Below are 26,544 nucleotides of genomic sequence, written 5' to 3' on the forward strand. Positions count from 1 at the left end.
GAAACGGTCAAATGTTGTCTTAACTCGCTTAACTACATCCTGAAGGACTTGCGAATATATTTCGCTATACCAAGGATTTGTTTTCTTGAGTTGAGGTAACGTTTTCTTTTGCGAGCAATAATCGGGATCGTCTCGCAGTTCAGGTAGGTAACAGACGAGATTGCAGGCGTTAACAGGAGAGCGATTTTGTTCGTACCAATTAAATCTATCAGCCAACAGGTAATTGTATTGGGCAGACAGCATGGATAGCCATCTGTCTAGCTCAATGACTTGCTGTTTTGTTGGACGTAGTTTGTACTGGTAAGCCGTTCTCATTAATTGGCAAATATTGGATCGCAGTCGGTACGCATCAATTAGTGTTACTGTACCAGAATGCGTTATTTACTGTCAAGTACAAAGGAGAAAATAGACCCATTAAATAAAGAGTTTGTTTGTCTCGTCATCCACCCGCCCACCGCTCAAAACATAGTTTTGAATTGGTTGACGGTGGAATCCACAGCGAAACGCGACTTTCATCCCACACTAATCGAAGCGACAAGCGTGTGGGGATTCCCGTCTGGCTAGCTAAATTGCCTCCCATTTCTCTCTTCATCTTTTACCGATGTCCAAAGAGTCTCATCCAACAACATTCGGCACTTAATGCGATCGCGCGCACCGCAGAAAAATTGTCCCCCCCTCCTCCCTCTCCCCTACTCATTCACTGCCCGCGCCTTGCGACTCACCAAGCAATCTCATGCACTCACGCACTCTTGGCCTCCCCATATCTTTCTTCCGACAGATGGAAGTCTCCCTAATTTCTCTTAGTTTAAAACTAAAAACTCTTCCCCAGCTCCTATCTGTCTTCAGGGAGAGGGAAGGCTTCGTCATTGGCGTTATTATAAATATAAGGTTAACTTGTAACTAGCCTTGTTAAAAATAAATTTTGCAAACAATAGGGTCAAGACAAATGAATATTGAAGAAAATGCGACCCACACTGGCAGCGAAAATCAAGTAACGCTACCAAAATCAAAGGAAACCTTGCTCGGCGAGGAAACAGAAAAAGCCCTCGGTCAGCAAAAACAAGAAAATGCTCAAACTATGCGCGCTGTCGAACAGTTGAAAGAAGAACTTCAGGACAGAATAGATGAAGAATGTCATCACAAGGTAAATTAAAACTAATACGAAATTTGTTCGGGTGTGGGTAAGATGCGGTCTTGCCCACACCCGCCTTTTTAATGCCGAATTAAATAAAAATTTAAAATTATAAATTCTTTTGGGTTTAAAAAAATAGTCTGGGACGCACGGGCGACCCTCCAGCAGTTTTTTACAAAAATACTTGATTGCAGCCAGCAGAAACGGTAAAAAACGCCGGTAAGTAAGTATAAAAGTGGCAGTCAGTCTCAAATTGAAAAATAATTTTTCCATCTTCCATGTTCCCTCTTCATTTTTTCTTCATTCTTTCTTCCTAGAGGTAGAGTGCAACGCAGCTCCTAGTTACCTATGATGAGTTTATTAAGTAAAAAATGTCTGAGATACAGATAGGGAGAAACCCATGAGCACTGAAGATAGAGCAAAGGCAACTGGCGACAACATCGCAGGCAAAGCTCAAGAAGCCCTAGGCAATGTTACTGGCGACCCGAAGGATAAAGCAGAAGGCAAAGCCAAGCAGGCAAAAGCTGAAGCTGGTCACGCCATCGAAGATGTAAAAGATGAGCTCAAAAAGAAACTAGACTAAGCCTAATACTAATTGAGAGGGTCGAGCAACCTGACCCTTTCAATTATGCCAAATGTTTTCTGAACGGAGGAAAAAAGGTGAGTTTATTACAGCAGAGTCGCAAAATAATTGCGGGCGTACTTTTGGTATTAATGCTGGCAGTTACTACTGCGTGCGCGCCCAGCGTTTCAGCCCAAAAACCGACTGATGTACCTGTAGCAATTGGTGGCAGTCAGGGTTATTACGCGCAGCTAGAACGTGGCAATACCGCCGCCGGTCAAGATTTTGGTCAATGGGTAACAAAGACGGCTCAGGGCTTGGTTCAGGATGCTTACGTGCGCGACAATAACAAATTGGGAGTTGTAATTACCCCGCAAGTCCGCCCGACAGAAGTGAAAGATTTGGCGAAATCTTTAGCACAAGGTTTTCACCGCAATTTCCCTAATCAGGATGTAAGTGTTTTGGTTTACGCTCCTGACAAAAAACTGATTTTGACGGCTAAGTACGACCAGCAATCAAATCAGATTGAATACAAGTCTTGACCGGGTTAGCAAGCTTAAATGATAGCCGCGTGGCGGTTTAATATTCCGCAGTTTTTTGAAGGCGAAACAATCTCAATTTAAGACTGAAATGTTGTGTAGATTGGAAGAGAGTTACCATGAGTAGCAGCGATAATTACAAGCGTCAAATCATGAACGATTTAGCCCAGGGCGATCGAGAAATGATGCCCCAGACAACTGGTGAAGATTACGAAAACTTTGACGATTTTGCTCAGAGAACTTCGCCGGCTCAGCGCAAACAATTATTCGGGCGTTCCCTGAATCACGACTCGCTCCCGCCGGCTCAATTGGAACCGGAATTGCAAAAGGCGATCGCCCAAATTAAGCCAAATGAACGCGACGATGTAGCGCGGGAATTCTTCAAGCATTTGGGCAAGAGAGGATTGGACGATCGCCAATTGGAAAAGCAGCTAGGACTTTCTACCCACCACGCCAGCCGCATGAATGCTGACGATGTTACCAAGTTGGCCTCGTTCACCTATCACAATCACCCGGATATTTTCCAAGAAGTGCTGGCCGAACAGCCTAGTTTGATGAAGTTTTTGGGAAATCCAGTTGTTGCTGGTATTTTGGGAATAGTTGCGGCTAAATGGCTCAACAACCGCAAATAATCTTGGATTCAGACAAGCCTAAAAACTGATAATACGTGCAGCAAATAAAAGGACGATCGCTCGGGCGATCGTCCTTTTATTTTTTATATCTCGTCCGGTCAATTCGGGAGCATCTCATATTTGTAAAAATACTTCTTCTGGCTCCTTCCTTCTGCCTCTTTCCTTCTGCCTCCTGCCTCCTGCCTCCTGCCTCAAAACTCCAATTTCTAGCGGAGGGCTGCAAAGGTGAGATGCTCCCGTCAATTCCCTCCGCTTCGCTTCACCCGAAATCAGGTAGGGGCGGGTTCACGAACCATATCTGCCAATAATTGACAATCTCAAAAACCCGCCCGGCCGGGATATTATGGTCAATCGATCGGACTAGATGTTAGATATAGTCCGGTAGTAAAATAACCGCGATCGCGTTTTTATGGAGGATTTTAGTCATCATAAAACTAACTCAAAATTTAGTCCTCACTACAAACATCTTTGATGGCGGTCGTTCGAGGAAACATAAGATTATAATACTAAATCCCGATTGTTTAAATCTTAATTATTGGGTTCCTAGCGGTTCCGGTAAGTAAAAAACCTTGCCAATTACCGATTACGAATTACTAATTATTGCTTAAAGCTAAAAATAACTGCACAGCAGTCAACAGCGGTATACCTGACACTCCGCCAAATTAAATGTAGGATTAAGTGTTGTCGTGAATCAGAAAAAAAAGATGAACTTATCCACTATTTGGCGAAAACTCCGCAGCCAGCAAGCCTTCTGCTTGGCTGCAATCCTCGCAGGTTGCCTTGTATTTATCGGTTGTTCCCCCGCCCAGTCAGCGGCTGGCAATTCAGTCGATCCCAAGTTCAAAGAGCAAGTCTTGCAGGTGATCCGCGAAAACCCGCAAGCAATTTTAGAGTCGGTACAAGCGTACCAGCAACAGCAGCAGCAGTCTCTCAAAGCAGCGCAGCAGTCATTTTTGCAGGAGATGAAAACTAATCCCAAATCTTCGATCGGGGATTCTCCCACCACGGGCTCACCTTCCCAGCAAATTGTACTTTTAGAATTCTCTGACTTTCAATGTCCGTTTTGCGCGCGCGCTCACGATACAGTCAAGCAGTTTATGGCAAAACACCAGGACAAAGTTACTTTAGCTTACAAGCATTTTCCCTTGACTTCTATTCACCCTCAAGCGCTGCCAGCAGCTAAAGCAGCTTGGGCTGCTGGGCAGCAGGGCAAATTCTGGGAATATTACAGCGCTTTGTTTGAAGGGCAGAAACAGTTAGGCGAACCATTGTACGGATCGATCGCCCAAAAGCTCAATCTAAAATTAGATAAATTCAACACCGATCGCAACAGCCCCGCTGCAGAAGCCGCCATTGCCAAAGACGTGCAACTCGCTCAACAACTGGGCATTGAAGGGACTCCCTTCTTTATTATGAACGGCAAAACTTTCTCCGGGGCGGTCGAGCTTTCTGAGATGGAAAGCATTCTCGCATCTGTCTCGAAATAAGAAATTAGGAGAGGGCAGTGCGGTGTTCCTACAATATTATTTTGGGATAGGGAGACGGCACTGCCCAGCTTCGTGTAACCAAACAGGTCAATCGATTTTAGATTTTAGATTTTAGATTAAAGAATTGAAGCATTGACTTGCGCGAGATGTATCCGGGGGCTTGTATCCTGGATGCTTCGGTCAAATTCAGTCACAGACTCGTGTTTGACGATTAAGACCAGGTTCGCCCCAATTGTCGGAGGGGACAAGAATCTTCTCAAAGTTGTGCGACTATCAGGGGGGGCCAGGGGGATTTAGACTTCGCTGTGAACCAGAGATAAAAAGGTTTTCAGGCGATTGTTGACACAAATGGGAATTGCCGTGTCCTTTTGCTCGATCGCATACAAAAAATCGATCTGAGACGATAATGGTGTTGCGATCGATCGATCAACTCATATATTACTGATGGAGGAATAAGCTCATGACACCCGTGACCTCTCCAACCGATCGAACCAGTGGATTATACGTGCGTTCCCCCGATGGAGAAAAACTCGTTTTTCCCCTGAAACATACAGAAGTCAGAGCCAAAATAGCCGGAAATTTATCGCGAGTTGAAGTCTCGCAAAAATTTGAAAATCCTTTCACAAAGCCGCTGGAAGCCGTCTATATTTTCCCGCTACCGGAGGAAGCAGCGGTAGATGAAATGGAAATTAAAATCGGCGATAAGACCATTAAAGGCAGCATCAAAAAACGCGAAGAAGCACAGCGAATTTACAAAAAAGCCAAACAAGAAGGACGGACTGCGGGTTTGCTGGAACAGGAGCGAGATAATATTTTCACCCAGTCCCTTGCCAACATCCAACCGGGCGAAGAAATCGATGTCACGATTCGCTATACCGACAGCTTGAAATTTCTAGCTGGCGATTATGAATTCGTCTTTCCGATGGTTGTCGGGCCGCGATATATTCCCGGTACGCCGCTGGATGAAACGGCAGCCAGCGGTAGTGCCCCAGCCCCAATGACAGTTAATTCCGATACCGATATTGTTCCCGATGCGTCGCGGCTGAATGCCCCGATTTTGCCACCGGGAATGCGATCGGGACACGATATCGGCGTGACGCTGGAAATTGAGGCGGGCATACCGATTCGCAACGTCAATTCCCCATCACACCAACTGCAAATTGAATATTTCGAATCTCCCCAAATTTCCTTAGAAAGCGAGCAGAAAAATGGGCAGAGGGTGCGCGTTCAGTTGGCCAATCAAGATACAATTCCCAACAAAGATTTGATTGTGCGCTATCAAATTGCGGGTGGGGAAACTCAATCTACGGTATTAACTCAAGCGGACGATCGCGGCGGGCATTTTGCAGTTTACTTGATTCCGGCGATCGAGTACAAAACTGATGAAATTGTTCCGAAAGATGTCGTATTTTTAGTCGATACTTCCGGTTCGCAATCCGGTGCGCCTTTGCAGCAATGTCAGGCATTGTTGCGGCAATTTATTAACGGGCTGAATCCAGCGGATACTTTCTCGATTCTGGATTTTTCCGACCAAGTGCGGCGACTTTCCCAACAACCGCTACCGAATACAGCAGAAAATCGACAAAAGGCGATCGAATATATCAACAAACTGTGCGCGGCAGGTAGTACGGAAATGTTGGGCGGGATTCGGGCGGCGATCGATTTTCCCGCACCATCCGGGCGCTTGCGAACTGTGGTATTCCTCAGCGACGGTTACATCGGCAACGAAAACGAAGTTCTCGCCGAAGTGCAGCAACATCTCAAATCAGGGAATCGCCTGTACAGTTTCGGTGCGGGGAGTTCCGTCAATCGCTTTTTGCTCGATCGCATTGCCCAAATCGGGCGGGGAATCTCCCGGATCATCCGGCATGACGAACCGGTTAACGAATTTGTCGAAAAGTTTTTCCGGCAAATCAACAATCCGGTGTTGGTAAATCTGGAAATTACTTGGCAGGGAGAGGGCGAAAATCCGGTAATTTATCCGTCAGTTGCGCCGGATTTATTTGCCGAACAACCGCTGGTTCTCTTTGGAAAAAAGGGCGATCGCCAAGCTGGAACACTTCAGATAAAAGGGGTTAGTGCAGGCGGACACCAGTACGTCCAAACCTACGACATGAACTTTACCGATCCTGGAAATCCGGCAGTTGCCCAGCTTTGGGGGCGGCACCGCATCAAATATTTGATGAGTCAGATGGTGCAGTACGAAATCAAGGTGGGGGTGGAAACAGTGACAGAAACGGCGCTAACCTATCAGCTTCTGTCGCAGTACACGGCTTTTGTGGCTGTCAGCGATGATGTGCGCGTCGAACCGGGTACGGAATCGATCTCGATGAACGTTCCTGTAGAAATGCCGGAAGCGGTGGAATATCTGGGCGTATTGGGCGGCACAGGCTATGTAGAAGATAATGGCTGCACAGACTGGATGGAACAAGAACAAGAATTAGAACGCGGCATCTCATTCGGCAGCTTTGCGGCAATGGCTTGTGAAGAGATCGAAGAGATCGCACCGTCAAAGGCGCGCCGTACATCACCTGTAGAAGTCGTTAGCGCTGCGGGGTTGGATGAAGAGGCGATCGATAGTTTAAACGAACACTTGGAAACTCTGACTGTGCCGCCCGGTACAAACGGCGAATTGGTGTTAGAAATTGTCTTCAGTAAGGTGCGCGCCAGCCGCATAGTTGTGGATGCTGAGGCTTCGACTTTGGCGGATGTGGAGTTGCTGAAAACGATTAAAAAATGGCTCTTTAGCTGGCGCATTCCTCACTTTATTGGGGATGCAGTGCGCCTGACGTTGCGGGTGCGATCGTAAAACAGCTTGAGTTGCACCACAATAGTCTCCTCATTCGGACCAATAATTATTCCGATGCTACCGGAATTGATATAACTATAATGTAGTAGCAGCGATTTCTAAGATTTGGGACTGGTAGCTCAAGAGGAAGGGCACTGCGACATCATCGCGGAGGTTGGGAGTTCGAGTCTCCCTCAGTTCCACCTTTTTGGGGGCTATAGCTCAATGGAAGAGCGCTTTCTCAGCAGGGAAGAAGTTGGAGGTTCAAATCCTCTTAGCCCCCACCCATCGATATCAAATCTGGATATATGAAGGGGTTTTCGCGCTCCATTTCTCAAGGGGTTGGTCAAGATGAATATCCCACCAGACCAATTAGAAATTTGCCTCAATGTTCTGCAACAAATTTCAGAAGATCCAGCGGTCATTGGCGACCACGATCGCTTCAAAAGTTTGATTGCCAAAATCTACAAACAGGGACGCAAAGGTTGGCGTCAAACTCAACAACAACAACGGCGAATTGAAGATCGCCAACTCAAAGCATCAACCGTCATGGTGCAGTATCAGCACCAACAAAAGCCATTCGCTGCGTTACCAGAATCAACAACCCGATCGCAGCATTTGCACAAGCCCATCCTGTGTTACATTTGCAAAACACCCTCTACAAAAATTCATTTTTTTTATCATTCACTCTGCCCAAAATGTGCTGAATTTAATTACCAAAAACGACAACAGCGAACCCATTTAGTTGGGCGAACTGCATTAGTGACAGGCGGACGCATCAAGATTGGCTATCAGATGGGATTGCGACTGTTGCAAGATGGTGCTAGGGTGATTCTCACCACAAGATTCCCCTATGACTGTGCTAATCGCTATAGTCTAGAACCCGATTTCGAGCAGTGGCGCGATCGCCTGCAAATTCACGGACTCGATCTGCGAAATATTCCCGCAGTGGAAACATTTGTACGGAATTTATTCCATACTGAATCCGCTCTGGATCTGATTATCAACAATGCAGCTCAAACTATCAAGCGTCCATTGGCATTTTATCAGCATCTCTTAGAGCGAGAAGAAGAAGCATCACAAATACTCAGCAACAACGCGCAAGCATTAATCCCGATCAATAGCAATCTATTAAAGGAGCAATTACCTCGACATCAATCTCTTTTACTCGAAAGTCAACCGAATTACAAAGCTCGCCTACCGGGTGCGATCGCTGATTACTTCCCGCGCGATTGCTTCGATGCTGACGGACAACAACTGGATCTTCGCCCTGAAAATAGCTGGTTGCTAAAACTGGATGAAGTAAATACGATTGAGTTACTTGAAGTACAGGTGGTGAACGCGATCGCACCCTTCATTCTTAACAGTCAACTCAAACCATTACTACTTCGTTCATCCTTTGAAAGACGCTTTATCATCAACGTTTCGGCGATGGAAGGACAATTCAACCGCGACAGTAAAACACCCTATCATCCCCATACCAATATGGCAAAAGCAGCTTTGAATATGATGACGCGAACCTCGGCGGTTGATTATGCTCGATCTAATATTTTCATGAACAGCGTCGATACGGGTTGGATTACCAATGAAAATCCTTATTCTAAAAAAATACGAGTTCAAGACGAACAAGGTTTTTACCCGCCATTAGATGCGATTGATGGGATGGCAAGAATTTACGATCCGATTGTTCAAGGTATTGAAAACCCCGATCCTCCCATTTACGGTCATTTTATTAAAGACTACGCCCCCTATCCCTGGTAGCAAATGATGATAAATACCGATCTTCACTGTCCGTTACCCAATCCTATAGAGTCTTCCTCCGAAGTTGTAATGGAACTCAAATCGTTAATCGATTATCTCCAAACCGATCGACCGATCGCTCAAAAAGTAGTCTTCCCGCGCGGCACAGTCATGCCCGATGGACGACTTGATTTGTGCAAGCAAGATTTAGGTGTAATGGGATGTCATTTAGTGACTGAAGCATTGGCAAACAATGATGCGATCGCTAGCTTATTATTGGGAACCAATGGTATTGGCGATCGGGGTGCTAAGGATGTGGCGCGATTGATTCAACGTAACAACCGTTTAGAGATTGTCTATTTAGGTTGCAATGCGATTTCATCGACAGGTATTGCTGCACTTGCCGAAGCGCTGACGCAGAATCAATCTATAACTGGTTTGTGGTTAAAACGCAATCCGATTGGCGTAGGAGGTGCAGATAGTCTAGCGGAAATGTTGCGTCACAATACAAGTATCCGCACGCTAGATTTGGTCAATACTCAAATAGGAGATGAGGGATTAGCCGCCATTTTAGAGGTTTTGACTTACACCAATCGTACTGTTGAACGGCTGTACTTGGGCGGCAATCAAATTCAGGAAAACCATGCTGCTTTACTGGCTAATCTTTTAGCTTATAATCCTGTTATTACTGGCTTATTTCTTAATGTCAATCATCTGGGCGATCGAGGTGTTACAGTTTTAGTGGATGGATTGGCAGAAAATAAAACACTGGTTGATTTAGGACTAGCTAGCAATGGAATTGGGGTAGCAGGGTGCAATCCATTATTAGCAGCAGTGGCAACCCATCCCAAACTTAGTAATCTGGATTTAGGTTATAGTCCTTCTACAGGAGTGTTGGGATCGCAGCCCAATCAGATTGGAGATATCGGTGCAAGTGCGATCGCCCATTCGATCGCACGGAACCAAACCTTATTGAAACTCAATCTTTGTCGGAATGGAATTGGCAATTTGGGAAAAAAAGCGCTCATTGCTGCATTAGAAATCAATCAAAAATTACGTTATCTGATTTTAGATGGGCAACCCGATCGGCGAATTGAAGTTTTGTTACAGCGCAACCGAATGCTGAATTTGGGTGAAGAATTACATCAGCCTCGTAGTGTTTCTTTAATTCAGAGTGTATATCGTTGAGTTTAACTCTTTTCATCCCACACTAACCTCGATCGGTATAGTGTGGGGATTCCCGTCTGTTTAGCTAAAAAGTCATCAAACAGTTTGTAGTCAGGACTTCAGTCCTTTGTGAAATCTTTTAGCCACTAAGGACTAAAGTCCTGACTGCAAACCAGTTTTATTCTGGGTAATTCACCGGACACGATCGAATTTTTGATTAAACCGCAGCTAACTCAGGAGTCGGACGCTTGCTGTGGCGGATACCCTCGATCGCCCCTGCGTAATCCTTCGCCTTAAACACAGCAGAACCAGCGACGATCGCATTTGCGCCCGCTTCCAGAACCTGCCAAGTATTGTTCCCCTTCAAACCGCCATCTACCTCAATCCAAGGATCGAGGCCCTTGTCGTCGCACATTTTACGCAACTGGCGAATTTTCGGCAAAACAGCCGGGATAAAACTTTGACCGCCAAAGCCGGGATTGACGCTCATAATCAGCACCAAATCGCAAAGTTCCAGCACGTACTCGATCAACTCCAGTGGCGTCGAAGGATTCAGAACCACACCAGCCATTTTGCCCAATTCCCGAATTTGGCCGAGGGTGCGGTGCAAGTGAGGCGAAGCATTGTGTTCCGCGTGAACCGAAATAATGTCAGCACCAGCCTTAGCGAAGTCCTCGACGTACTTCTCCGGCTCCACAATCATCAAGTGGACATCGATCACCTTGGTAGTAACGGGGCGAATTGCCTCAACAATCAGCGGCCCGATAGTAATATTAGGAACAAAGCGACCGTCCATCACATCTACGTGAATCCAGTCAGCCCCAGCTCGATCGACAGCCTGAATCTCTTCTCCAAGACGGCTAAAATCGGCTGATAATATGGATGGAGCAATAACGATGGGTTTTTGGGATTGGGTCATGGCTAAGTCTGTTCTCCTGACTGCTGTGCTGTATCCAGTTTATCAAAATACGGGTCTCCGGGTCGAAAAGTTGCCAACGATCGATCGCGAGATTGGGAGGGCAGAAAAATTTGGCCTGTGACAGACAAGTTTGGCGATCGCGCCCCAGCCCAGCTCTGGGAATTTTGGTTTAGGATATTAATTTTCCCTCTAACAAATAACTTTTGTGCAAAATCCGACCTTCTGCAAATTTTGAGTAGCGAATTATGAAAAATACAGATCCCTTAGAAAATCCTGAACTCGATCGTGCCAGTCTGTTTGTATTAATGATCCCAGTCATCGGCTTTTTCCCCGCCCTGTGGACTCTTTACCGCCGTCAGGGTAGTCCCGAACGCAAAGCCATCAGCCGCTTGGCAATTGCCCTTGCTTTTAGTTGGCTCTTAGGACATATTCTTTTAGAAGCTGGAGCGATTTCTGCGGAATCTCCGACACTTCCCATGTTATTAATGAGTAGCCTGCTAACAACCAGCTATTTCATCGTTGCTCTGGGACTGATGGTTCGCCTCTGGAAGCGTCAACCGCTATGGTTGCCCGGAATTAGCCGCGTAGCCGAGCAAGTGGTGGGCAAACATTTATCATAATTTAGGGTTTTTTTAAGCCCCTACCCTATTGATTGAGTGCGTCTTCAGCTTGATACTACATATTGCCATTATCTTTTTTATTTTTGTTGTGTGTGAGGAAGCCAGTGCCAGCTCAAAAAATTCCTAATCAAGACCCTATCCAACAATCAACTGCTCAACCTGCAACCAAAAAAGCTTCCCAGCCCCATCGAGGCCGCTGGCTGGGATTTGGTTTTGGTTTGGCTGGAGTAGCCATGCTCTCAGCCACAGCCGGAGCATTGCTAGCCGTCTCCCTTTCTACAACGCCGCTTCAGCAACAAAAGTTGAGCCCTGAAGAAGCAGCAGTATTTTCTCAAGGCGACATGGCAAAGCTCAACATGAAGATGCCGGAGCTGACTCGGCCAGTTAATATTTTAGTTTTAGGACTTAAAGTTCTGACCTCTGACATCGAAGGAAGTGTCAACAAAAATGTCGGACACGAGGTTTGGGAAAACTCATTTAAGGGCTTAACCGATACCATGCTGTTGGTTAGGTTTGACCCTCAAAATAAAAAGTTAAGCGTGCTTTCCATTCCGCGAGACACCCGCACCTATGTTGAAGGTAGAGGGGAGGTGAAAATAAACGAAGCTAATTACCACGGGGGCCCAGCTTCGTCAGCGAAGTCAGTCAGCGGACTCCTGGGCGGTGTGGGAATTGACCGCTATGTCACAGTTAATATTCATGGTATCAAAAGTTTGGTCGATGCCCTGGGTGGCATTACTATTAATGTCCCTAAAGACATGAAATATACCGATCATAGTCAGCATTTATATATAGATTTAAAGGCTGGCAAGCAGAAACTAAACGGCGAACAAATCGTGCAATATTTGCTTTACCGACACGACGATTTGGGTGACATCGGGCGGGTGCAGCGCCAACAATTGTTGATGCGGGCTTTTGTGGAACAGGAAGTAAATGTAGGTTTGCTGTCTCGACTACCGAAGATTTTATCGGTGATTCAGTCTCACCTTGACACGAATTTGAGTATAGAAGAATTGGTGGCTTTGGCGGGTTTTGCTACTCAAACCGATCGCGCTGGCGTGCAGATGTTGATGGTTCCCGGCAAATTTAGCGATTCTAAGGACTACAAGGCAAGTTTTTGGTTGCCCGACCAATATGCCATAGAAACTATGGTGGCGGAACATTTTGACTTCGGCCAAAATACTTGGACAATTGAGAATGCTGATTCGACTTTTCTGAAGGTGGCAATTCAAGATAGTACCGGCGATCCATCGGCTGTTGAAGCTTTTGTCAATAATTTGACTCAAGCCGGTTATCGGAATGTTCAGGTTTATAAAGCTTGGCCCGAACCGCTGGAGGTAACTACTCTAGTAGCTCAACAGGGCGATCTTAAAGGTGCTCAAGCAATTCGCCAGTTTTTGGGTTTTGGAGATGTGCTGGTTGAGAGTACCGGTTCTTTGCAGTCGGATGTGACAATTAGATTGGGTAAGGATTGGTTGGAGAAAAAGGCTCAGTCCGGCAGTGCGGCTAAGTCTTTTTAAACTGGATTTTAACAGGGGTATTTGTAGGGACACAGCAATGCTGTGTCCTCTTCTTTTCTGTTGGTAGAGATGGAGGCGATCGCTTTTTTAATTTGGTATTTGTAGGGACACAGCACTAAGCTGTCGCGCATTTAAATTGTATATTCAGGGCGGGCGGGACGCCCAACCCCTACTCCCCACAAGACGGGGAATTGTTTTTTAACAGACAATTTAAATGTAGAACAGCTTATCTTATCATCAGTGTTATCACTGAACAAGAGAAAAGACAGGTATAATATACAGCATATCCCGTGATTTCCACCCTTGCCTGTTTCTGCTTTATCCCTCATAAATTCAAAGGCAAAGGTTGCTCTTTGCCTAAAAACCTTAACCATCAATTCATTTAGGAGAGAAGATTAAATCGTCTATTTCACTTAATTGATCTTCCGAAATTTTTAAGGTTTGACCACCTTTTGTATACAGACTATCTCGGTAAATTAATTCATAGTGATATCCCATATTATTCATATAGTCTAGTAAGTATTTTGAGGTCAAACCCGCAGCTCTTATAGTTTTCTGGTTAATTTCCATTAAAATTAGGGGACGAAATTTCGCCAGGGTTTTTTCTCCGCCTTTTAAAGCATCTAATTCAGCCCCCTCAATATCGATTTTCATGACATCTAGACGTTGGATTTGAGGATTTTCTTCCATCCAACGATCTAAAGTCGTTAACTCAATTTCTCCTAAGCATTCTGTATAATTTTGATCGGGGTAAATTGTGGCTACTCCTTCATTATGCAAATTATAATGTTTTTCTTTTTCCATTGAGATGTAGATAGGCAGTTTACCCACTCGATCGCTCAAACCTTTTTGTACGAGTTGAACGTGATTCCATTGATTCATTTTAACATTAGAGGATAACTTTTCAAAAGTTGTACTAACAGGTTCAAAGGCAATCACAGAACCCGAAGTTAATCGTTTAGCAGCGAAGCAAGTAAATTCCCCGTGATTGGCTCCCACATCCATAAAAACCATCTCCGGTTTGAGAATATTCTCTAAAAAATTGCACTGATGATAGGAATAGAAACCTCGCCAAAAGATTTCGTTACAAATATAACTCTTGAGATCGCAAGTAAAGTAAAGATTGCGATCAAAATCATCAATAACTACGGGTTGAGTGGGTTGAGGATAGAGTTTACGGGTTAATTCCCCTAAATAACCCAAAGGTGGATGTTGGTATGCAAATTGGGTAAATTTTCTGGTCCAGTTAAGAAAAATATTCATGGGTTGATGGTTCATTTATGGAGAAAAATTGCTATTCAATTTAATGTCATAAGGATTATATCGCAAATCTCAAGGAACGATGAAAATCTCTGACCCAAAAACCCGGTTTTTTTTTAGTCGGAGTCATCAGTCAGGAATCAGGACTTGCCCACTCGGATGCCTGGAAGGTTTTTTACCGGGATTAAAGGCTATAACACAGTCTTTTCCTAAAAAAAACCGGTTTCTGCGCTATTCCTATGATACTATCTTTTTTGGTGATAATGAATCACGATCGCAATACCGATACTTCCCTCCGCAATCACAAGTGAAACAATAATCTACCAGGGAAAGCCTAAGATATTTTATAAAGGTAGGGTTGATGAACAAGGAGCCTAAAATAGACCGACAGCGGGAACATCAAGCAAATGAACGCACGTTTCTTGCATGGTTACGAACTTCACTCGCTTTAATTGGTTTTGGGTTTGCGATCAGTCGGTTCAGTTTATTTCTCCGTCAATTTCAAGCTACAGTGACTCAGCAAGAAGTTTCCTCCCCTCCCTTCTTCAACTCCGAAACTTTAGGGCTGAGTCTGGTCGTTTTTGGAATTGCGGTGATTGCCTTAGCAGCATGGCGTTATAATCGAGTATTCTGGCAAATTGAGCGAGGTGATTATCGCCCAAATCGTGTGCTAGTTTGGATTCTGACTGGAGTTGTAATGATTTTAGGAACGTTAAGCATTCCCTTGTTGCTGTGGCGCGATCGCGGAAATATAGCTCCCACTTCAACTCCTAAAAACTCTCAATTCTAAGTTAATCCGATTGCTTATAATTGAGTGAAAATAACCGCAACCATATCATTAAGCTTTTGTGCATCTAGATTGTCTATAGTCTTAAAGGAGCTGATGGGGAGAGGATTTGACGATTTTGGCTCTGGTCATGGAAATATACAATTTAAATGCAGTACAACTTACAAGCGGAAGCAAGTGAAATGAAGCCATCGCACCCACAACCAACCTAAAAAACTCCCCACAAAATAAGAGATAAAATCTGACCAACTAAAGTGATTTCCCAAAATCAGCCTTCCTGGTAAAGTAGCTCGCATTGCTTGTAGACACGGAGGAGTCCACAGTTGGAGAAACTCTACTCCGCAGGTAGCTAGACACACAGCTACAGCCGCCCTAATTTGCGAAAATCGCGGCAATATCAGAACTACCAGCAAAATCCAAAATACCTCATAAGCTATGCTCCCAAAAGAGTCGTTGAACCATTCCGGTGCAGGGCCGCGAGAAAATCTCACTACGTAACCTAAAGGGATAATGACAGTAATGCTGATTAGCAGAGCAACTCGATATTTGAAAAAACGGTGATGGGGAGAAATTGGGGAAGTCATTGATTCCGGCCACAATCACGGATTTGTTGTCACAGGTTGAAGTGGATAAACCTCAGCAGTAAATGTCATCTTCAATACTGCATTGGCTGGCAACGGCTCATTGAACCAATGTTCTTTGTACCACCTATCCTCTTCTATCAATGAAAACATACAACGCTCCGCAAAACAGCGATCGCCAGCGTCTAAATTGACGCTCCAGGGCTGCCGCCCCTGTCCTTCCAAAACCAAGATGCAATCTGGGTTGCTGGGTTGATCGTTCAGCGAATCATCACTAAGCTGAACCCAACTTGGGCGATGAAGGCTGAGTCTGATAGCCACCTCAAGCCGCTCCAAGTCAGGATGCTCTATGGATTTTTCTAGGAACCTTGTGACTGCTTCAATCTCGATATCTTGCGTGATGCCCTCAAGCAGTACCCCGAAATCAGTGACCAAACAAGCCAGTTCATCATCGGCTGTGAACCCCCAATAACTGGCATAGGAACCATCCCCGTATCCACTTGAAAATGCGATCGCATTGCCCTCAGTATCAGGGTCTAGGGTGAGATTGAAAGTGTTAGTATCGGGGTCTAGGGTGAGATTGAAACCACTCGGATCGATAATTTGCTGAAATGGGTAGGTCAATTGAGTTACCAGATCCTGAGCTGCTAGCCAGGCATCCAATTGCAACTTTTGTTCAAAGGCACCCTCGACTAGACCCTGCAATTCTTCAGCAGAACGCCGCTCAACTACCTGAGCATCCACAAAACAGCCCATTCCCGCATCAACACCATAGCCAAAAAACTGATTCCCTCTTAACTCGGCCCAATCCTCACTTGGACGCAGAGCCATCTCCCAACGGACAGGGGATTCAGAGCAAAACTTAACCATCGCACAGGCAATGGTCCAATAGTCAACCACACTTAGCAACACAGGATAGCGCCCTGGTGGAACGGTTCTGGTAAATGGGGCAACGTCTTTGCACCACAGCCAACCGGGGTCGCACGCAATAATACGCCCTGAAGGTAAAACTAAGTCACCCGCCTGAACAACATCACTGGTTATGCGACCCTCTGTGAGCGATTCGTAGACTTGATTGGGCTCGAATGCTGCGAGGAAATTGGTATGAGCCTTTAGGGACATGAGGCGATCGCAGTTAGATAGAACATTTTTACTATTTTAATATATGATTTGTGGTTCAACATCAAAGATTGCTTGGGTAAGCCATATCTATTTAACCGGACTTGATATGACTGGCATAAAATCTTAACCTGTATCGGATTGAGTGTCTGGTACAACTTGCAAAAGAATTACATTGCTTTGGCGCTCGCCATCGATCTAATTCATCTGCGTTAATCTGTGTTTATCTGCCCTCATCTGCGGTTAAAAAAAGAGAATTTGTCGGGTCGCAGATGACAATAGATTGACGCAGATTAACGCAGATGAATAGAAGAGAGATATCAATAATTCCGATGCTAACAGATTTGATATAATATCAATTACGGCTGCACTCCATATGATACCGAGGACACACCAGTGCCGTGTCCTAATTTCTTCTTCCTTCGCGTTCTTCGCGTCTTCGCGGTTCAATCATACCAATTCTTCCCGCACCAAAGGAGCAAAAGCACTAATTGTCTGCAAATGCCGATCGCTCTTTAATCCAATCGAGTAAAATAGGATTGACCAATTCCGGCGCTTCATCCTGGGGACAATGGCCCACTCCCTCCAAAGGAATAAACTTTTCAACCGCCGGAAACTTTGCCAATTCTCGCCCCAATGCGATCGGCTCCCAAGGGTCGTCCGTACCCCACAAAATCAAAGCCGGACAGCTTAAACGAGGCAACAAATCCTCCGGTAGCGGGCCTTGAGAATAACTGATAAATGCTACAAATACTTCCACTGCGCCGCTGTCTTTAGCCGGTTCCAGCAGCATATTTACCAGTTCTTCGCTGACAGCTTCAGGACGGCGATATGCTTGCAAAAGCACTTTTTTTACTGTTTTTGGCGTTGCTAATTGTTTAAAAAATAATTGACTTATCCACTTGACATTTAAAATCTTTTGTGCAATTGGCGCTCCGAAACTGCGATACCAAGGCAATTCGGCGCGTTTGCGATCGTGCAGCAAGCGCAGGGAACAATTGAGTAAAATTACGCCAGAAGCAATATCGGGAAAATCCACTGCTGCTTGCATAATTGCCACACAGCCGATCGAATTTCCCACCAAAAAAGCCGGCCCGCCCGCAACTTCCCGACAAAAATCAGCAATTAGCTGTCCCCAAGTTTCAAAAGTATAGTCAATCTCAAGTTTGGGCGCGGGTTTAGCAGAACCGCCAAAACCGATGAGGTCGATCGCATAACAGCGGCAATCAGCAGCCAGCGCCGGCAAATTCTTGCGCCAGTGGCCCCAAGACGCACCAAAACCGTGGACAAACACCACCGCAGGCCCCTGGGAACCCGCAGCCTGATAGCAAATCGGAAAGCCTTTCCACAGCCAAGTTTGAGGTGCAACAGCAGTTGACGAAGTGGGAGTAGAAGATGTCATACGATTTTAGATTTTAGATTTTAGATTTTAGATTTTAGATTGGGCATGGGGCATAGGGCATAGGGCATGGGGCATAGGGCATGGGGCATAGGGCATTGTCAACACTGCCAACTGCCAACTGCCAACTGCCAACTGCCAACTGACTACTTTGCAGTTAGAGCCGATATTATGTCACGATTAAACCTGCTGACTTCTTTGCTGTATTAAAATTTCCCTTATGCCAACGATCATTTCCACTGCTGTCGTACCGTTTCTGGGGTCAGAAATTGTACCAGACTACGACACCGCCAAAGTAGTTATCTTACCAATTCCCTACGAAGCTACCACCACTTACCGCCGGGGGTGCGAAAACGGGCCCGCTAAACTTCTAGAAGCTTCTCATCAACTCGAGTGCTACGACGAAGAATTGGATTCCGAAGTTTGCTACGATGTCGGAATTTATACACAAGAGCCGATCGCCGATACCCGCAACAGGCAACCAGTTTCATCCTCAGAAATGCTGCAAGTCACCCAAGCAGCAGTCTACCAGCTAGTTACCGAAAATAAATTTGTGATCTCCCTCGGAGGCGAACACAGCATCACTGCCGGCGTTGTCGAAGGTTATCGCCAAGCATACCCGGATGAACCTTTCACAGTCGTGCAAATCGATGCCCACGGGGACTTGCGGCACGAATACGAAGGCTCGATTCACAACCACGCCTGCGTGATGCGACGTATTGTAGATATGGGCTTGCCCACACTGCAAATCGGGATTCGCGCTATCTGCAAGGAAGAAGCAGACTTAATTAAAGCAAAACAGCTAAACGTGATTCGAGCTCGCGAAATTGCTACTCAACCGGATTGGGCCGATCGGGCAATTGCCAGCATAACAACTAAGCGAGTATTTTTGACGATCGACTTAGACGGCATCGATCCGACGTTAATTCCAGGGGTGGGAACACCCGAACCGGGCGGGTTAAATTGGTATTCCCTCACCGCATTTTTGCGTCGCATCTTCGAGTCATACGAAGTAATCGGGTGTGACATTATGGAATTAGCACCTATTGTAGATTCTGTAGTCTCAGAATTTACCGCCGCCAAATTAGCATACAAACTTATTGGATACCAAGCTCTGGCTCAAGGTTGGCTAAAGCCAGACGAGGGATAAATAGCGAAGTACGAATCACAATAGGCTGTTGGCAAGGCTAGAATTAAGCTAAAGCTAAACAACAGCCAATTTTATTCGTGCTGATTGTTTCATCTTTCATGCTGGCCAATACTGCTCTTCACCTCCTGAAAACATGAGTTTACTAATGGATACAACGGGTACTCCCATTAACGGCTACGCTCCCGATTTTGAACTGCCGGGAGTTGACGACGAAGTTCACCATTTAGCTCGATATTTAGAAAAATTTCGGGCGATCGCGGTGATATTTATGTGCAATCATTGCCCTTACGTGCAGTTGTATCTCAATCGTATGAAAGAACTTCAAGCAGATTTTCAAGATCGAGATGTTACTTTAATCGGGATTAATGCTAATGATGCAAACCAATATCCCGACGACAGTTTTGAGAATATGAAAATTTTTGCCGCCAACAATCAACTCAACTTCCCGTACATCCGAGATGTTGCTCAAGATGTGGCTGAAAGTTTTGGGGCTTCTAAAACGCCGGAGGTTTTTTTGTTAGACCAAGACGGCAAACTGCGCTATAAAGGTTTAATTGACGACAACGCTGACGATCCGGCGGCGGTGCAGGTTTCTTATCTGCGGAGTGCGATCGACCAATTGCTCAACAGTCAACCCGTTGAGCCTTCAACTACAGAGGCGATCGGCTGTTCCGTCAAATGGCGATCGTAGTCATTAGTCAGCAGTCATCAGTCATTAGAAGATGATAATCCTGGACAAACAGCATCTACTTGTAAGGTGTGCGGGGCGCACCTTACTACTACAGATAGTGTAGATCGGCCTAGGGCAAATTATAATACAGCCTTGTGGAAAGAAAACGCATTTTCAACTCGATCGTCGCAGCCGCTGTAGCGCTGACACTGCTGATTGCTTGGAACTTGTTTAAAAGCGTTTCCCCAACAACAACACAGCAGCAAACGTCCTTAAACGTATCCGCTGCTATCAGTCTCTCGAAAGCTTTAGGGGAAATCAAAACTGTTTATCAAAGCAGTAATCCGAATTTTACTATTACTTATAATTTTGGTGCTTCCGGTGCTCTAGAACAGCAAATTCAGCAAGGCGCCCCGGTAGATGTATTTTTCAGCGCCGCCACCAACCCAATGGATGCTTTGCAGCAATCTAACCTGCTAATTAACGACACGCGCCGCAATTTGCTGACAAATCGCCTAGTTTTGATTACTCCCAAAAACGGTGTTGCTTTGAGCGATTTCAAACAGTTGACAGATGGCAGAATCAAGAAAATTGCGATCGGCGAACCCAAGAGCGTACCTGTCGGACAATACGCTCAGGAAATGCTAAATAAACTTGGATTGTGGGGGCAAATACAGCCAAAATTAGTGCTAGGAAATAACGTCCGCCAAGTGCTTACATTCGTAGAAAGCGGTAACGTTGATGCTGGTATAGTTTATGCGACTGACGCCACAGCCTCCGACAAAGTAACTGTGCGGCTAACGGCTGCCGAAAATTTGCATTCGCCCATTGTTTATCCGCTGGCAGTTATCAGAAACAGCCGCAATCCGGCTGCTGCGAAAGCGTTTGTTGACTTTTTGGCGGGCGATCGGGCTAAAATAGTATTTCAGAAATACGGATTTGGGATGGCTCACCAATTAGTCTCATACAACTGAGATGTTGCACCATTCTCAATTACTTGTTTAGCAACAGGCAAGATGCCTGTTCCACAAGAAAATTCACTCTTTGTGGAACAGGCATCTTGCCTGTTCTTGAGAATGGTGCAAGATGTGAGATACAACCAAATTTTGTAGGGCGGGTTTTACAAACAATATCTAATTCCCGCCAACAATCTATATAAACCCGCCCTCACACAACAGATAACCTTGTGTATTCAAAGAGGTACATTTCGATTTGCCCTTGGGTGGGGGCGGGTTTACGAGATTATTGGTATTAGCCGAAGATTGTTGGTAAAACCCGCCCCTACAAGCGAATCCCCAAATTATACATTTTGATTTATCTGTGTGTGGGGGGGTTTAGGAAATTATTTGTTGGAGGCAATTATTGTTGGTGAAACCCGTCCCTACGATTTATGGAATTTGATATTTCTCCGCTCTGGATATCTCTAAAATCCTCCGCTATTGCGACATTTATCACCTTTTTCATGGGAATAGCCGCCGCTCGGTGGATGCTTTCAACTCGCATCAGAGGTAAAGCTTTGATTGAAGGCATTTTAATTTCTCCCTTAGTTTTGCCGCCGACAGTAGTGGGATTTTTGCTGCTGCTGCTGTTTGGGAGAAATGGGGCGATCGGGCAATTTTTGCTACAATTCGACTTAACTATAATTTTCACTTGGCAAGCCGCCGCCATTACTGCCACAGTTGTATCATTTCCCCTCATGTACAAAACTGCTTTGGGAGCTTTTGAGCAAATTGATGCCAATCTTCTCAACGCAGCCCGCACTTTGGGAGCCTCGGAGTGGCAAGTCTTTTGGCGAATTATGTTGCCGCTAGCATGGCCGGGAATTTTAGCAGGAACTATCCTTGCATTTGCCCGCGCTTTGGGTGAATTCGGCGCGACGTTGATGTTAGCGGGGAATATTCCCGGACAAACTCAAACTATCCCGATGGCAATTTATTTTGCTGTGGAAGCTGGGGATATGAGGCAAGCTGGTATTTGGGTTTTGATTATTCTGAGTATTTCTTTGAGCGTGCTAACTGCTGTTAATTTTTGGACGGATTTACAAAGGATATCGCCCAAAGAGAATTCGAGCCAAAGACTGCAATCAAATCTTCCTAAATTCGCGTCTAGTTTTACCACAAAACCCCAACAACAACCCAAAAGCGGACTTTGTTTAAGCATTTTTAAACCTCTCTCCAGCTTTGCCTTGGATGTCAGCTTCGATATTAGCCCGGAAGTGCTGGGAATTTTGGGCGCGTCGGGTTCCGGCAAAAGCATGACTCTGCGCTGCATCGCTGGTTTGGAAACTCCCAGGAGTGGTAAAATTGCAGTCAATGGCAGGGTTTTATTTGACTCAGCACAGGGCATTAATGTACCTTCTAAAGACCGTCGCATCGGTTTTTTGTTTCAAAACTATGCTTTATTTCCTCACCTGACTGTTGCTCAAAATATTGCGTTTGGCTTGCAGCATTTATCTGAAAGCGAGCAAGAACTTCGGGTAAAAGAACAGCTAATTTCGGTGCAAATGTCGGGACTGGAAAACCGCTACCCGCACGAACTTTCGGGGGGCCAACAGCAACGGGTGGCTTTGGCGAGGGCGATCGCCCCTTCTCCAGAATTGCTGCTGTTAGACGAACCGTTTTCTGCTTTGGATACTCACTTACGCAGTCAACTGGAACAGGAGTTAATGCAGACTCTGGCTAATTATCGGGGAATTACTTTGTTTGTCAGCCACAATTTAGAGGAAGTTTACCGGGTGTGCAAAAATCTGTTGGTATTGGCGGAGGGAAAGCCGATCGCCTTTGATACCAAAGAGAACATTTTCGATCGCCCTGGCAACTTCACCGTCGCCCAGTTGACTGGCTGTAAGAACTTCTCTGCCGCTAAACCGATCGCAGAAACTCTCGTCGAGGCGATCGACTGGGGCTGTACTCTGACTGTAGTCGAACCAATTCCCAAATCTCTAGTTTCTGTGGGAATTCGGGCTCATCAACTGAGTTTTGTTAGCGGGTGCGATCGTGAAAATACTTTTGCTTGTTGGATCGCCTCGACTGTGGAAACTCCGCACCGGGTGACATTATATCTCAAATTGCACTCGCCTCCCACTGATTCCCAAGATTATCACTTGCAAGCCGAAGTTTTCAAGGAAAAGTGGAGGGCTATTAAGGACAATCCTTTTCCCTGGTATGTTCATATCGAGCCAATTAGGTTAATATTAATGGAAGCCTGAGTTAACTAGCAATATACCGTTAACCGTCAACACTCAACAGTTAACAGTTAACCGTCAACACTCAACAGCTAAATACATCTTAACCAAACATCAAATCATGACTCAAAAAGTTCAAAAAACCGACGCAGAATGGCAACAACAACTCACGCCCGAACAGTTTAAAGTCACCCGCAAAAAAGGAACGGAAAGAGCTTTTAGTGGCGAATATCACGACAACAAAAAAACCGGAAGTTATAAGTGTATTTGCTGCGGCACTGAGCTATTTAAATCAGAAACAAAGTTCGATTCCGGTACTGGTTGGCCGAGTTTCTACGCTCCCGTTAGCGAAGAAAATGTCAAGTGCGAGTCGGATAACACCTTGTTCATGCGCCGAACAGAGGTACTGTGCGCTGTTTGCGATGCTCATCTCGGTCACGTATTTAACGACGGGCCGAAACCTACCGGTCAGCGTTACTGCATGAATTCTGCTGCTCTTAATTTCGTTCCCAAGGATTGAGTCTTTTAAGGGCGGGCTAAGAGTGCCCAACCCCTACTCCCCACAAAAAATAAATCCAGTTGTGGAACAGGCATCTTGCCTGTTCACCTAGCATTCACTGAAAAAAAATCAATCCGGTTGTGGAACAGGCATCTTGCCTGTTCACCTAGCATTCACAGAAAAAAAATAAATCCGGTTGTGGAACAGGCATCTTGCCTGTTCACCTAGCATTCACAGAGAAAAAATAAATCCGGTTGTGGAACAGGCATCTTGCCTGTTCACCTAGCATTCACAGAGAAAAAATAAATCCGGTTGTGGAACAGGCATCTTGCCTGTTCACCTAGCATTCACAGAAAAAAAATAAATCCGGTTGTGGAACAGGCATCTTGCCTGTTCACCTAGCAGCCCGCGCCACAAACAAATTCTCTTGCAACACAAGCAGGATGCCTGTTCCGGGCAATTGATGTTCAAAATGCACCCGTACTGCTATCTTATGGTGGAGGCAAAAAGAGTAAAAAAATAGTGGCGACATGGGGATGGTTTATCAGCGAGTTTTGCTGAAGCTCAGCGGTGAAGCGCTGATGGGCAGCTTGGGCTACGGGATCGATCCGATAGTGGTTCAGTCGATCGCCCAGGAAGTGGCCAAAGTCGTGTCCCAAGGCATTCAAATCGCGATTGTTGTCGGTGGCGGCAACATTTTTCGCGGGGTGAAAGCTGCTTCGGCAGGGATGGATCGGGCAACGGCTGATTATGTGGGCATGATTGCTACGGTGATGAATGCTATCACTTTGCAGGATGCCCTGGAACAAGCAGGAGTGCCAACGAGGGTGCAATCGGCGATCGCCATGCAAGAAGTAGCTGAACCCTACATCCGGCGGCGGGCGATTCGCCACCTAGAAAAAAAACGAGTAGTGATTTTTGGTGCCGGTTCTGGCAACCCTTTTTTTACTACTGATACAACAGCAGCTTTGCGGGCGGCTGAAATTGATGCAGAGGTCATTTTTAAAGCTACTAAGGTAGATGGGGTGTACGATTCCGACCCCCACCTCAACCCCAACGCGCGCAGGTATCAAACCCTCACCTATGCCCACGTCTTGAATCAAGATTTGCGGGTGATGGACAGTACGGCGATCGCCCTTTGCAAAGAAAATAATATTCCTATTATGGTATTTGACCTCTCGGTGTCGGGCAACATCTACCGAGCTGTAATGGGAGAATCTATTGGAACTCTTGTCGGAGGTTTTTGTGAAGTTAGCTGAAGCAGAAGATCATATGCAAAAGGCAGTTGAGGCTACTCAACGGTCTTTTAATACTATTCGGACGGGACGGGCCAACGCCTCCCTCCTCGATCGAGTCATGGTAGATTACTACGGTTCTCCAACTCCGATCAAATCCCTTGCCAACATCGGCACCCCGGATGCGACTACGATCACCATTCAACCGTTCGATCGCACAGCGCTGACCTCGATCGAAAAAGCAATTTCCCTGTCGGATGTAGGACTCGTGCCCAACAACGACGGTTCTGTTATTCGCTTGAACATTCCGCCGCTGACGAGCGACAGACGCCAAGAATTTGTCAAAATGGCCAGTAAGTTTGCTGAAGAAGGTAAAGTTGCAATTCGCAATATCCGCCGCGATGCCGTTGACTCAATTCGCAAGCAGGAAAAAAGCAGCGATATCTCTAAAGATGAATCGCGGGACTTGCAAGATAAAATTCAAAAGCTGACGGACAAGTACATTGCGAAAATAGAAGAAGTTCTGGCATCGAAAGAGAAAGATATCACGACTGTTTAGGGAATGGGAAATTGGGCAGGGGGAATAGGAATAGTTTTGAGATTGCTCAGAGTCGGCCGCGAACAACGCCCAGACGCTCGATGATTTGTGAGTTGTGAGTTAAAAACTCAAGATTTAACACTTCAAGAGTTAGCAATTACCAGTTACTAATTCCCTGTTCCCCATAACCAATTACCCATAACCAATTACCCATAACCAAAAATGTTTGATGGCATTATTGTCGGTGCAGCCCCGGCAGGTAGCACAGCAGCTTATCACCGCGCAAAACAGAGACCTTCTGTTTTGGTACTAGAAAAAGCATCTTTGCCCCGCAACAAACCTTGTGGCGGCGTTTCAGGGGCGATCGCCCAATGGCTCGATTTTGACCGGACGCCAGCTATTTCTCTGAAAGCTAACAAAATTAGCTACACGTCAACTACCGCACACTAACCCGTAGGGTATGATGTGGGCTTGAATAAAGCCTGTTGACCAGACGGCTAGTTTTCAACTAGCAGCCGTTAAGACTAAGCGTTAAAGTTCGTACCGCTGATGCCGTTTTAGAACGATGTCAAGCGTGAAGAAGGAATATTCTTAAATCCCAATTCCTTATTCTTCATTCCCAATTCTTAATCGTTAATTTAAAAATAGGAATTACGCACTATTCCTCAGAAAGCCAGTTGATTCCTAGATTTTTCGTTGCTCAACCGATTTTTTTCCAAGAAACGGGGTTCAAAAGGGTAACTCCTATTTAAAATAAAGTCGATGTGAGGATTTTTTAATACAAGCCCCGCGCTGCTTATAGAATCAATCTCAAATACTCCTGGAGGCAAAAAGTGGTTTCACACGTTACTAAGAGCGCGGTAAGGTGTTTGAGGCGCAGCCTGAATAATTACCGAAAATTTTGGGTTTAAAGCCCCGTCCTTTTAGGACGGCTTTTTCTTCTGGTTTATGTTAAGATAAAGACAGTAAATATCAAAAACAAATGAAAGCTAGATATCGCTACCGATGCTATCCGA

General features: G+C 45.5%; 27 protein-coding genes, 2 tRNA genes and 1 pseudogene. 22 read left to right on the forward strand and 8 right to left on the reverse strand.

Annotation, left to right across the window (positions count from 1 at the left end):
- The coding region (locus QUB12_RS31420) for a helix-turn-helix domain-containing protein (protein WP_333310098.1) at positions 1 to 315 on the reverse strand (315 nt) is incomplete at its 3' end.
- Positions 316 to 946: 631 nt separating this feature from the next.
- Between QUB12_RS31420 and QUB12_RS31425 the strand changes: the two genes are divergently transcribed.
- The 4 genes from QUB12_RS31425 to QUB12_RS31440 all read left to right on the forward strand — a co-directional run bounded on the left by QUB12_RS31425 (position 947) and on the right by QUB12_RS31440 (position 2,865).
- Entirely contained in the window at positions 947 to 1,153 is a 207-nt protein-coding gene (locus QUB12_RS31425) for a hypothetical protein (protein WP_333141526.1), read from the forward strand.
- Positions 1,154 to 1,532: 379 nt separating this feature from the next.
- Positions 1,533 to 1,715, forward strand: a complete 183-nt coding sequence (locus QUB12_RS31430) for a CsbD family protein (RefSeq protein ID WP_333131066.1) — start codon at positions 1,533 to 1,535, stop codon at positions 1,713 to 1,715.
- 77 nt (positions 1,716 to 1,792) lie between these two features.
- Entirely contained in the window at positions 1,793 to 2,236 is a 444-nt protein-coding gene (locus tag QUB12_RS31435) for a hypothetical protein (RefSeq protein WP_333141525.1), read from the forward strand.
- Between the two features lie 116 nt (positions 2,237 to 2,352).
- Positions 2,353 to 2,865, forward strand: a complete 513-nt coding sequence (locus QUB12_RS31440) for a hypothetical protein (RefSeq protein ID WP_333141523.1) — start codon at positions 2,353 to 2,355, stop codon at positions 2,863 to 2,865.
- Positions 2,866 to 2,979: 114 nt separating this feature from the next.
- On the opposite strand, the gene QUB12_RS31445 is transcribed toward QUB12_RS31440, so the two are convergent.
- Entirely contained in the window at positions 2,980 to 3,108 is a 129-nt protein-coding gene (locus QUB12_RS31445) for a hypothetical protein (RefSeq protein ID WP_333310101.1), read from the reverse strand.
- A 461-nt stretch (positions 3,109 to 3,569) separates the two neighbouring features.
- On the opposite strand from QUB12_RS31445, the gene QUB12_RS31450 reads away from it, so the two are divergent.
- From QUB12_RS31450 to QUB12_RS31475, 6 genes are all read left to right on the forward strand, one after another.
- On the forward strand, positions 3,570 to 4,352 hold the full coding sequence (locus tag QUB12_RS31450; protein WP_333141521.1) for a thioredoxin domain-containing protein: 783 nt from the start codon (positions 3,570 to 3,572) through the stop codon (positions 4,350 to 4,352).
- A 460-nt stretch (positions 4,353 to 4,812) separates the two neighbouring features.
- Positions 4,813 to 7,161 (forward strand): VIT domain-containing protein, encoded by a 2,349-nt coding sequence (locus QUB12_RS31455; protein WP_333141519.1) that lies wholly within the window; start codon positions 4,813 to 4,815, stop codon positions 7,159 to 7,161.
- A gap of 107 nt (positions 7,162 to 7,268) precedes the next feature.
- Positions 7,269 to 7,343 (forward strand) — tRNA-Asp (locus QUB12_RS31460).
- An 8-nt stretch (positions 7,344 to 7,351) separates the two neighbouring features.
- A tRNA-Ala gene (locus QUB12_RS31465) sits at positions 7,352 to 7,423 on the forward strand.
- Between the two features lie 68 nt (positions 7,424 to 7,491).
- The gene (locus QUB12_RS31470) at positions 7,492 to 8,901 is read left to right on the forward strand and encodes an SDR family NAD(P)-dependent oxidoreductase (RefSeq protein WP_333310104.1); all 1,410 of its coding nucleotides are present in this window, start codon (positions 7,492 to 7,494) and stop codon (positions 8,899 to 8,901) included.
- A 69-nt stretch (positions 8,902 to 8,970) separates the two neighbouring features.
- On the forward strand, positions 8,971 to 10,068 hold the full coding sequence (locus tag QUB12_RS31475) for a ribonuclease inhibitor (protein WP_333300341.1): 1,098 nt from the start codon (positions 8,971 to 8,973) through the stop codon (positions 10,066 to 10,068).
- Between the two features lie 196 nt (positions 10,069 to 10,264).
- Here the strand turns inward: QUB12_RS31475 and rpe are convergent, their stop codons facing one another.
- Complete coding sequence (rpe, locus tag QUB12_RS31480; RefSeq protein ID WP_333141513.1) at positions 10,265 to 10,966, reverse strand: ribulose-phosphate 3-epimerase; 702 nt, start codon at positions 10,964 to 10,966, stop codon at positions 10,265 to 10,267.
- Here rpe and QUB12_RS31485 point away from each other — a divergent pair.
- The 3 genes from QUB12_RS31485 (at position 10,965) to QUB12_RS31495 (ending at position 13,106) form a co-directional block, all read left to right on the forward strand.
- Positions 10,965 to 11,087: a hypothetical protein gene (locus tag QUB12_RS31485; RefSeq protein WP_333105380.1), complete on the forward strand. Its 123-nt coding sequence runs from the start codon at positions 10,965 to 10,967 to the stop codon at positions 11,085 to 11,087. The two genes, rpe and QUB12_RS31485, sit on opposite strands and share 2 nt — an antisense overlap.
- A 124-nt stretch (positions 11,088 to 11,211) precedes the next feature.
- A complete protein-coding gene (locus tag QUB12_RS31490) occupies positions 11,212 to 11,586 on the forward strand; it encodes a hypothetical protein (protein WP_172192965.1) in 375 nt (124 codons plus the stop codon).
- Between the two features lie 104 nt (positions 11,587 to 11,690).
- On the forward strand, positions 11,691 to 13,106 hold the full coding sequence (locus tag QUB12_RS31495) for an LCP family protein (RefSeq protein WP_333141510.1): 1,416 nt from the start codon (positions 11,691 to 11,693) through the stop codon (positions 13,104 to 13,106).
- A gap of 8 nt (positions 13,107 to 13,114) precedes the next feature.
- Here QUB12_RS31495 and QUB12_RS31500 read toward each other — a convergent pair whose 3' ends face one another.
- Positions 13,115 to 13,237, reverse strand: coding sequence for a hypothetical protein (locus tag QUB12_RS31500; protein WP_333141508.1), 123 nt, complete (start codon positions 13,235 to 13,237; stop codon positions 13,115 to 13,117).
- A 247-nt stretch (positions 13,238 to 13,484) separates the two neighbouring features.
- Positions 13,485 to 14,369 carry an FkbM family methyltransferase gene (locus tag QUB12_RS31505; protein WP_333141506.1) on the reverse strand — a complete coding sequence of 295 codons (885 nt, stop codon included), beginning with the start codon at positions 14,367 to 14,369 and terminating at the stop codon, positions 13,485 to 13,487.
- 358 nt (positions 14,370 to 14,727) lie between these two features.
- On the opposite strand from QUB12_RS31505, the gene QUB12_RS31510 reads away from it, so the two are divergent.
- A complete protein-coding gene (locus QUB12_RS31510; RefSeq protein WP_333141504.1) occupies positions 14,728 to 15,156 on the forward strand; it encodes a DUF202 domain-containing protein in 429 nt (142 codons plus the stop codon).
- A 158-nt stretch (positions 15,157 to 15,314) separates the two neighbouring features.
- On the opposite strand, the gene QUB12_RS31515 is transcribed toward QUB12_RS31510, so the two are convergent.
- The 3 genes from QUB12_RS31515 to QUB12_RS31525 all read right to left on the reverse strand — a co-directional run bounded on the left by QUB12_RS31515 (position 15,315) and on the right by QUB12_RS31525 (position 18,255).
- Positions 15,315 to 15,737, reverse strand: coding sequence for a DUF2809 domain-containing protein (locus QUB12_RS31515; protein WP_333141502.1), 423 nt, complete (start codon positions 15,735 to 15,737; stop codon positions 15,315 to 15,317).
- 15 nt (positions 15,738 to 15,752) lie between these two features.
- Complete coding sequence (locus QUB12_RS31520) at positions 15,753 to 16,856, reverse strand: DUF4241 domain-containing protein (RefSeq protein ID WP_333141500.1); 1,104 nt, start codon at positions 16,854 to 16,856, stop codon at positions 15,753 to 15,755.
- Positions 16,857 to 17,340: 484 nt separating this feature from the next.
- Entirely contained in the window at positions 17,341 to 18,255 is a 915-nt protein-coding gene (locus tag QUB12_RS31525) for an alpha/beta fold hydrolase (protein WP_333310108.1), read from the reverse strand.
- Positions 18,256 to 18,472: 217 nt separating this feature from the next.
- Here QUB12_RS31525 and speB point away from each other — a divergent pair, with 217 nt between their 5' ends.
- The 8 genes and pseudogenes from speB to QUB12_RS31565 form a co-directional block, all read left to right on the forward strand.
- Positions 18,473 to 19,402 (forward strand): agmatinase, encoded by a 930-nt coding sequence (gene speB / locus QUB12_RS31530; RefSeq protein WP_333141496.1) that lies wholly within the window; start codon positions 18,473 to 18,475, stop codon positions 19,400 to 19,402.
- A gap of 133 nt (positions 19,403 to 19,535) precedes the next feature.
- The gene (locus QUB12_RS31535) at positions 19,536 to 20,093 is read left to right on the forward strand and encodes a thioredoxin family protein (RefSeq protein ID WP_333141494.1); all 558 of its coding nucleotides are present in this window, start codon (positions 19,536 to 19,538) and stop codon (positions 20,091 to 20,093) included.
- Positions 20,094 to 20,227: 134 nt separating this feature from the next.
- Positions 20,228 to 21,046, forward strand: coding sequence for a molybdate ABC transporter substrate-binding protein (gene modA / locus QUB12_RS31540; protein ID WP_333310110.1), 819 nt, complete (start codon positions 20,228 to 20,230; stop codon positions 21,044 to 21,046).
- Positions 21,047 to 21,462: 416 nt separating this feature from the next.
- On the forward strand, positions 21,463 to 23,280 hold the full coding sequence (gene modB, locus QUB12_RS31545) for a molybdate ABC transporter permease subunit (RefSeq protein ID WP_333310112.1): 1,818 nt from the start codon (positions 21,463 to 21,465) through the stop codon (positions 23,278 to 23,280).
- Positions 23,281 to 23,377: 97 nt separating this feature from the next.
- Positions 23,378 to 23,776: a peptide-methionine (R)-S-oxide reductase MsrB gene (gene msrB, locus QUB12_RS31550; protein ID WP_333141487.1), complete on the forward strand. Its 399-nt coding sequence runs from the start codon at positions 23,378 to 23,380 to the stop codon at positions 23,774 to 23,776.
- A gap of 509 nt (positions 23,777 to 24,285) precedes the next feature.
- Positions 24,286 to 25,014 (forward strand): UMP kinase, encoded by a 729-nt coding sequence (gene pyrH, locus QUB12_RS31555; RefSeq protein WP_333076369.1) that lies wholly within the window; start codon positions 24,286 to 24,288, stop codon positions 25,012 to 25,014.
- Positions 25,001 to 25,549, forward strand: a complete 549-nt coding sequence (frr, locus tag QUB12_RS31560) for a ribosome recycling factor (protein ID WP_333147410.1) — start codon at positions 25,001 to 25,003, stop codon at positions 25,547 to 25,549. The genes pyrH and frr overlap by 14 nt, the downstream gene beginning before the upstream one ends.
- 201 nt (positions 25,550 to 25,750) lie before the next feature.
- Positions 25,751 to 25,960 (forward strand): annotated as a pseudogene (locus tag QUB12_RS31565) (NAD(P)-binding protein); the annotation flags it as partial.
- Positions 25,961 to 26,544 lie beyond the last annotated feature (584 nt).

Source organism: Microcoleus sp. B7-D4, from assembly GCF_036705125.1.
GTDB lineage: Bacteria > Cyanobacteriota > Cyanobacteriia > Cyanobacteriales > Microcoleaceae > Microcoleus.